The sequence below is a fragment of the Candidatus Planktophila sp. genome, assembly GCA_030681675.1.
In the GTDB taxonomy this organism is placed as follows: Bacteria; Actinomycetota; Actinomycetes; order Nanopelagicales; family Nanopelagicaceae; genus Planktophila.
This window is the reverse complement of record JAUXRP010000038.1, coordinates 1-7,558: the sequence shown is the minus strand read 5'-3', so window position 1 is coordinate 7,558 and position 7,558 is coordinate 1. Positions and strand designations below refer to the sequence as shown.

The 7,558-nt window shown below is 44.8% G+C and carries 7 protein-coding genes; all 7 read right to left on the bottom strand.

Annotated features, from left to right (window positions below; genetic code table 11):
• Positions 1-187 (bottom strand): hypothetical protein (locus tag Q8K48_06870; protein MDP1852119.1); only part of this gene is annotated, 187 nt, incomplete at its 3' end.
• 148 nt (positions 188-335) lie between these two features.
• A complete protein-coding gene (locus Q8K48_06865) occupies positions 336-1,682 on the bottom strand; it encodes a ferredoxin reductase family protein (GenBank protein ID MDP1852118.1) in 1,347 nt (448 codons plus the stop codon).
• 60 nt (positions 1,683-1,742) lie between these two features.
• Positions 1,743-2,639, bottom strand: a complete 897-nt coding sequence (locus tag Q8K48_06860) for a class I SAM-dependent methyltransferase (GenBank protein ID MDP1852117.1) — start codon at positions 2,637-2,639, stop codon at positions 1,743-1,745.
• Positions 2,640-2,654: 15 nt separating this feature from the next.
• Positions 2,655-4,688, bottom strand: a complete 2,034-nt coding sequence (locus Q8K48_06855; GenBank protein ID MDP1852116.1) for a hypothetical protein — start codon at positions 4,686-4,688, stop codon at positions 2,655-2,657.
• Positions 4,688-5,632, bottom strand: coding sequence for a glycosyltransferase family 2 protein (locus Q8K48_06850; protein ID MDP1852115.1), 945 nt, complete (start codon positions 5,630-5,632; stop codon positions 4,688-4,690). Before Q8K48_06850 ends, Q8K48_06855 begins: the two co-directional genes overlap by 1 nt.
• Positions 5,629-6,690, bottom strand: a complete 1,062-nt coding sequence (rfbG, locus tag Q8K48_06845; protein ID MDP1852114.1) for a CDP-glucose 4,6-dehydratase — start codon at positions 6,688-6,690, stop codon at positions 5,629-5,631. The genes Q8K48_06850 and rfbG overlap by 4 nt, the downstream gene beginning before the upstream one ends.
• A gap of 9 nt (positions 6,691-6,699) precedes the next feature.
• On the bottom strand, positions 6,700-7,470 hold the full coding sequence (gene rfbF, locus Q8K48_06840) for a glucose-1-phosphate cytidylyltransferase (protein MDP1852113.1): 771 nt from the start codon (positions 7,468-7,470) through the stop codon (positions 6,700-6,702).
• Between the last annotated feature and the right edge of the window lie 88 nt (positions 7,471-7,558).

Genomic DNA, 7,558 nt, shown 5'->3' with positions numbered 1-7,558 from the left:
TTGAGACAGCAGGTGACGTGGACGGGGCTGCCGAGGCTGCTGGCGTCGAAGCAACTGTCCCGCTACTGATCGCACTTATGCCGCCCATAGATAATGAATCGGTTGCCGAAAACTGCGGTGGAGTAATAGACATGACCGCGCCGAGACCGCCAAGTGTTCCTCCAGCGATAAGCAGTCCACGTTTCATACATCCACTCCTTCGTAAACCCAGTGCTTAGACTGGTTTAAATCCATGTGATGCACTAAACCGCGATTACCTGAGAATTTTCTGAATTCCGCCGTAACTGCAGCTGCGGATTTCCGCCACTGCCTCTCACGCTAGTTAAGAGCCTCTACTAACTAAAGGAGAAGGATTCATCGTGGAAGCGGTTCTTTGGAACCCCAGAATCCTCTGCCGCCTTTCGTACCGCATCCACTAAAGCCTGCGGTCCACAGATGTATATATCTGAATCGGCGAACTGAGGCACCAGGGCGGTCAGTGAGTCAGCATCCATTGGATGCTCTGTGCGAGAGCCCACTAAGTAGTGAATACGAATAGATCCGCCGCTTTTAAAAGCCAAGTAATCCAACTCCTCGCGAAGAACTACATCTTCCTGCTTTGATGCACGATAAATTAGATCCATCTGTACTCCACCATTGAATTCATCAATTAAGGCACGCACTGGTGTGATTCCAACTCCGCCGCCTACCAAAACCACATGTGGCCTCGTGCTTCGCCCCGCTGTAAATGCACCATATGGACCTTCCACGAATACTCGTGTGCCCGGTTTTAGGAAAGCTAAGGAACGCGAATGATCACCAAGATCTTTAACGGTGATTCGCAATAAGTGCTGAGTAGGTGCCGCCGAAAGTGAATAAGGATGTGACATTAAAAAATGTCCACGAGCTAAAAAACGCCAACCGAAGAACTGACCTCCTTGAGCACCCAACTTATGTAAGTTGCGCCCCTTCATAATGACCGAGATAACACCAGGGCCTTCAATAATAACTTTTTCAATCTTTAAATTAACTTTCATCGAGCGAATTAGCGGCACACCAAAACGCCAGTACATAATTGAGAATGCCACCAACACATACAGTGAACTCCAATATGCACGGTTCAGTGGATGGCCGATAAACATTTGGCCATTAAAAACTTGATGCATAAAAGATGCAGCAATAGCGAAGTAGGTATAAATGTGAACGAGCCACCATGTTTCATAGCTCAACTTTGCGCGCGCTTTTTTATATGATGTCACACCTGCAAATATCATTAAAAAAAATCCAGCGAGTGCAAACCACAACCAATCAAATGTCAGAAGCATTTCCCATAACTCTTTATACAAAGGGATTGAATCTTGACCTGCAAAAGAGATTATTACCAGTAAAACATGGGCACTAATCGCATACAACGACCACGGACCTAATTTACGGTGCCAGGTCACCAATCGATCATGACCGACGCCGCGTTCGATCCAAGGAATTCGAGCGACTAACAAAATTCCAACCAATGCAAAGTATGTACCGACAAGGGCAAGAAGCCTTGACAGCGAAGCTACATTTGCATAGACCGTAGTAAAATCACTCTTTCGCACCGTAGTTAATTGCAGGGCGAGAGTTAAACCAAGCCCACCACCCAGAAGTAAGGCCGCCCAATCAGTTCCAGCACTGGAATGCTTATAAATACGGGTTGCCTGGGTCATAAAGCAATTAGACACCCATTTCCTGAGAAAGCGCTGGGTATGGTCTGGAAGGTTTTGAATTTAGGGTTTAGTCCCCGCAACCCACATGTTCCCAAGTGGGACTACCACTTTAATTTTTCCAAGAAGTGTTCCAACAGAGCTTTCTAAAACACGCTTACGAAAAGTTCGCGATATCGGAATTAAATGCAAAATATAGGCAAGTGAATAGTGGTTGTTGTATGCACCAGAGCGCACATCGATAAAACCAACCTTCTTAAATAACGCCTCGCCAGATTTACGGGTATATAGATGGGTGTGCTCTACATCGATAATCGGTGAGCGCTCTCCCATTAAACGAGCCGACCACGAACGCTCATTATGAATTGCTACTATAAATACTCCACCTTTTTGTAAGGCGCCCATACAGTCCTTTAACGTGGAGACTGGATCTGTTAAATGATCCAATGTGTGGAACATGGTTCCAACTTCAAATGAATTACTTGGCAGCACTCCTGCTTTCATCATGCTGGCTATCATGTATGGCTTTATATCTGAACGTGCCGCGGCAATCGCCTCAGTACTTGGCTCAACACCGGCGACATTAGCAAAACCACCATCTTTCGCGGCTTCCAAGAAGAATCCATTTCCCCCACCAACTTCAAAGATAGATTTCTTGAAGTTTTTTCCGGCTAAAGCTCTCTTTACTAAGTTGAAATATGTCTTTTTCAATCCATCAACCTCAGTTGAATAATCGAAAGTTGATTCGACATATAGTTTTTCCAAATCAACATCTAAAACAGGATCCGAGCGTAGAAGTGTGCATTCATTGCAACGTACCCATTGATAGTGGCGTCGATCTGGCAATCTACGAGCCGAAAAAATCTCTGTTGAAAAACTACTTGCATCTACATTTGACGGGTAGACAGGCACGGCATTTCCCAAACGCTCACAGATTGGACACTTGGTTGCGATCTCCATTAACTCTTGCTCCCTTTACTTTGCAACTCTGACGGCAAAATGCCCACTTCGAACCCCAGGGGCATCCTGTTGAATATATGTATTACAAAGCGTTTTACCTTCAAACTGAAAGAGATTAGTACCCTCATCGCTGACGACAATGACATCTGGATTAATTGTGTTTATATAGTCGCACGAAGTTTGCGCAGTAGTCTGACTCATAAACAAATCAAAGGGAGAGTTTAAAATTGATAACGATTGAACTCCAGTCTCTCTTTCTACGTAATAAGAGGATGCCCCGAAGAAACCAATAGTCAGACCTAGATCTTTTGCATACTTTGCTGCAATTTTCGCGTCAGCAACTGAGGCAACAATAGTTGCCTTTGGCCATCGCGGTGCAGTTTTCGCCTCATCAATTCGCTTCATCTCAACGCTTGGATTAGGAGTGAGCAAAAGGGAGGCAAAAGGGATAGAAATTATCAGGAGCAATGGAAGAACCCAGGCAAAGTTTTTCTCTTTCATCGCACGTGGTGAGAACAAAAAGCTTTTTTGCAAATTTCCAAATACTAGAGTTCGAATTGGATCCTTAATTAGTATTCCAACAAATGCTGCAAGAGAAATACTCAGTGGTAAAAAGAGAATCTGCATCTGTCCCGAAGCGTAGGATCTGTTGAGGTAATACGTGAAACCAAAGAGTGACCAGAGACCAAAGGCAAAGCCAATTAAAGCGTTTAGTGAGTAGTCACCGGCTTCACTCGCGCTCTTCTTAGAGCGATAGACATATATTCCATGTACTACAACAAGTAGCACTATTAACGGCAAAATAAAGAGCACCGGACCTGGCGTACGAATTCGCTCAGCTCCGAAACCAGAGCCAAACTGTCTAGCGAAGAACAAAAAGTATTTAAAGTCGATAGTTTTACCGGCAGCACCGGCGATGATTGGATACAGAGCGAACCCTGGAACAAAGCCAATTAATGCAATGACCGTATTTTTAATCTCCAAAAATCGTGTACTGCTTGCATACGCGATAACCAAAAATGAGGTCACCACTGCTGCAATACCAAAGTCTTGAGACTGCCAAGTAGTTACCCCAGATAAAAATCCGAATGCCAGAAATGCAACTGTTCGCTTAACCGTTGTTTTCTCTGATCTCTTCCGAAGCAGGAGAATTAACAGGCCAATTAAGACAAGTCCGGGAAATATTCGGATTGAAAGTCCTGAAAGCAAGGCGGCAATAGAGCCAAGATATCCCTCACGTGTAGGAAACTGAGTTAAAGCGGTGAAGGGAATTACTAGACCGGTCGCTAACACTACAGATCTGCGATCAATAGCGTTCCACGCAATAAAAACACCGAGAATTAGCGTAGCAAAACTTAAGAGGGTCAGAGCTATAAAAGCTACGTCCGATATTTGACTGGCGCTCATTCCACCTACAAATGGCTTCAGGAAGAATCCATAAAAACTTTGGTACTGCGGGATGAAGTCTGAGTATGGCCAATACCCAACAACTGGAGCCAAAAGTTCGTTAATCACATACTCAGAGTGATCTGCATCGACAACCGTTGCAGCGCTTTGCCAGAAACTCGGAATTACTAAAACTGCATTTATTAGAAATAGCGTGGATAGAACGGCTTTCCAAGCAATATTTAAAGTTCGCCATTCAATAATTTTGAAAACAATGGGCATTATAAGTATTGCCAGAATCAAAGTGTAAGGACCAAAACCTAGCCACAGTCGATCTGAGAGCACCACTCCATTTATCGGTTCATGCTCTTCGATTCCTGCGGTTCCTATTGCAGTGATAAGTAGTGCCAAAGATCCATGCAGGTATTTACCAGTCGATTTACTTAACTTTGAAAAACCAAGAAGAAGAAATACTCCGGCAATGAGAATTGCTAATAAGTAAATTGCCTTGTCAGGAGTTTCACTCTGTGCCGAGCCGCGAAGAAGTTGAATAATAAAAATAAGTGAACCTGTAAGTGCAAAGGCTTTAATGCCCAAGGCAATAGGTGTTGGGAAGGTCTCTTGAGGAACGGCTTTAGGTGCAACATATTTTTTCTTAGCCACTATCTCTCCTTGAAATTAATACGCTCGATTTCAAACATTGGCGGCGTTCGTCGTACTTGCCCATGAATGCTCAAAATATATTCTCCGATGAGTCCTAAGAAAAGCAGTTGAACACCACCCATCAAAAAGATTCCGACGATGATTGTTGGAATCCCAACCGGCGCGCTTCCATCGGAAGTTAGAACCATGATTACGGTAAATAGAGCATAGGCAAAACCAAGAAATGAAAGAATAAAACCGCCTAAAAGCGCTAACCGTGCCGGCACACGTGACGTTGAAACGAAGCCATTTATTGCCTGATCGATTAGAGAGATAAAACTGTTCTTTGATTTGCCTCGCTCGCGCTTGACCCACGTATATGGAACCGACGTGCTCTTCACTCCGGTTTGCGCGATTAACCCTCTGATGTATGGATACTGGTCATCAACGGCCAAAATCGAGTCAATTACTTTCTTATCCGCAAGCAGAAACTCACCTGAGTTAAGTGGGATTACGGCGGCTGCAAACTTTTTGATTATTCGGTAATACAAGCCGCGGGCAAAACGCATAACTAACGATTCTTCCCGTTTGGCGCGCACTCCGTAAGTAACTAAAAAGCCTGCCTCCCAATTTTTAACGAGCTCAGGGATTACAGATGGTGGGTCTTGTAAATCTGCGGCCAACTGTGGAACAACGATATCTCCCGTTGCACTCTTCATTGCGTTCCACATATTTCTAAATGGACCAACGTTGCGACTATTAGATATGACTTTTACATGTTCATCTCCAGCTGCAATTTCACGCAACTTGATTAGCGTTAAATCCGTTGAAGCATTGTCGGCAAAAATGTGTTCGTAGTCGTAATGTGGCAACTGCTCCTGCATAATCTTCTTTAACTCCGAGGCACAGATTTCTACATTTACCTCTTCGTTATAGCAAGGCGTGATGACCGAAAGTTTTTTCATCGTTGTGCTCCGTAGAACTCAAATATTTGTCGATCTAAAGCCGCTAATGGCGAGCTCTGCATTGACTCTTTCTCCCAATCAATAGTCCAGCGGATTGCTTCATAGGCTTCAAATCGGTTGCTCCAGCCTAACTCTTTGGTGGCTAACTCTGATGAGAGCCACAACAGCCCGGCCTCGTGTGGGGACGACGAATCAATCTGAATATCTACCCCCTTTGAGTCTTCCCACTGTGTGCAGGCATAATCAGCCATTTGCGCCACGGTTAACTTTGATTCCTCGCCTGGGCCAAAGTTAAAGGCACCAGAAATTGTGCGGCCTGCAATCAGTGCAGATCCCATGGTTAAGTACCCGTTAAGTGGATCTAAAACATGTTGCCACGGTCTAATTGAATCAGGGTTTCTAATAATGGTTTTTTCACCGGTATGAAAGCCGCGAATTAGATCGGGAATTAACCGATCCTCTGCAGTATCGCCGCCACCGATCACATTTCCGGCTCGAGCCGAGCAAATTGAAATTTTCTCATCGCTATGGCTTGCAATCGTCTGCCATGCTGAAACAACCATCTCTGTGGCGGCTTTGCTAGCGCTATATGGATCTCTGCCGCCAAGTGGTTCATCCTCAGAATATCCGCCTAGTTTTTCAACGTTTCTATAGACCTTGTCCGTGGTAATCGCCACTACCCAGTGCGTGGCCTTATTGCTCACTGCCGCGTTCAGAATGTGGGCAGTTCCCATAACATTTGTTTCAAAAGTTTCAATCGGCTCTTTGTATGAGCGGCGCACTAAAGGCTGTGCGGCAAGGTGAAAAATTCCGTCGAATCGATGTGTCATAAAGTAATTCTCCACCGCGTTGAGATCGCGAATATCGAGAATGCTGCTCTCCTTAAGCCCTAAATCGCCAGCAACATCGAAGAGTGAGTTAGTCTCTGCCTCAAGTGCTAAGCCGAAAACATCTGCACCAGCTAAAACTAAAATTCTAGATAACCATGCGCCTTTAAAGCCCGTGTGCCCGGTTACCAGAATTTTTTTGCCCGAGTAATCTTTTAAAAAATTAGCCATAGAACTAGATCACCAAATTTTCCAAGGGGCCTCGTTGTTGCTCCACAGTTCATTGAGCTCTTGGGATTCACGGAACGTATCCATTGGCTGCCAGAAACCCTCATGCTTAAAGGATTTCAACTCACCTTTCTTAGCAAGGTTTTCAAGCGGTCCTTTCTCTAACACGCACTCGGAATCTAGGTAGTCAAAGATCCCTGGCTCAAAAATAAAGTAGCCGCCGTTTACCCACTTTTCAGCCTGCGGCTTTTCAGCAAACTCTGTGACCGTCTCGTTTTCATCTATCTGCATCGCCCCAAATCGATTTGTAGGGCGCACTGCTGTGACCGTGGCGATTTTTCCATGGGATTCATGGAAGGTTGTTAAAGCTTTTAGATCGATATCGGCAACGCCATCGCCATATGTACACAGAAACTTTTCGCCCTCAACATACTGCTTTATGGTGTGGATTCGCCCGCCCGTCATAGTCGTCAATCCTGTATTTGCAAGAGTTACCGTCCAATTTTCCTTGTTCGATTTAGCATGCTGAACTAGCCCTTCATTTTCACCTAGCTTTACGGTGATGTCATGAGTACGGGCCTCATAATTGATGAAGAAATCCTTAATAAAGTCACCCTTATAGCCAAGGCAGATTACAAACTCATTGATGCCCTGCGTTGAAAGGGTTTTCATAATGTGCCAGAGAATTGGGCGTCCACCGATTTCTACCATCGGCTTTGGACGAAACTCGGTCTCTTCACGAAGACGCGTTCCTAAACCACCTGCAAGAATTACCGCTTTCACGAAATTCCCCCTTAAAGAGATTAGAGCCAAAGTCTAACGGCACAAACCCCCAAGGATTATGGAAGCGGTATTTAGAGCCCTATATTAC

Excerpts from the sequence above, each read along its gene's own strand:
- Q8K48_06865 (MDP1852118.1), bottom strand. The coding sequence starts at position 1,682 with ATGACCCAGGCAACCCGTATTTATAAGCATTCCAGTGCTGGAACTGAT.
- Q8K48_06860 (MDP1852117.1), bottom strand. The coding sequence starts at position 2,639 with ATGGAGATCGCAACCAAGTGTCCAATCTGTGAGCGTTTGGGAAATGCC.
- Q8K48_06850 (MDP1852115.1), bottom strand. The coding sequence starts at position 5,632 with ATGAAAAAACTTTCGGTCATCACGCCTTGCTATAACGAAGAGGTAAAT.
- rfbG (MDP1852114.1), bottom strand. The coding sequence starts at position 6,690 with ATGGCTAATTTTTTAAAAGATTACTCGGGCAAAAAAATTCTGGTAACC.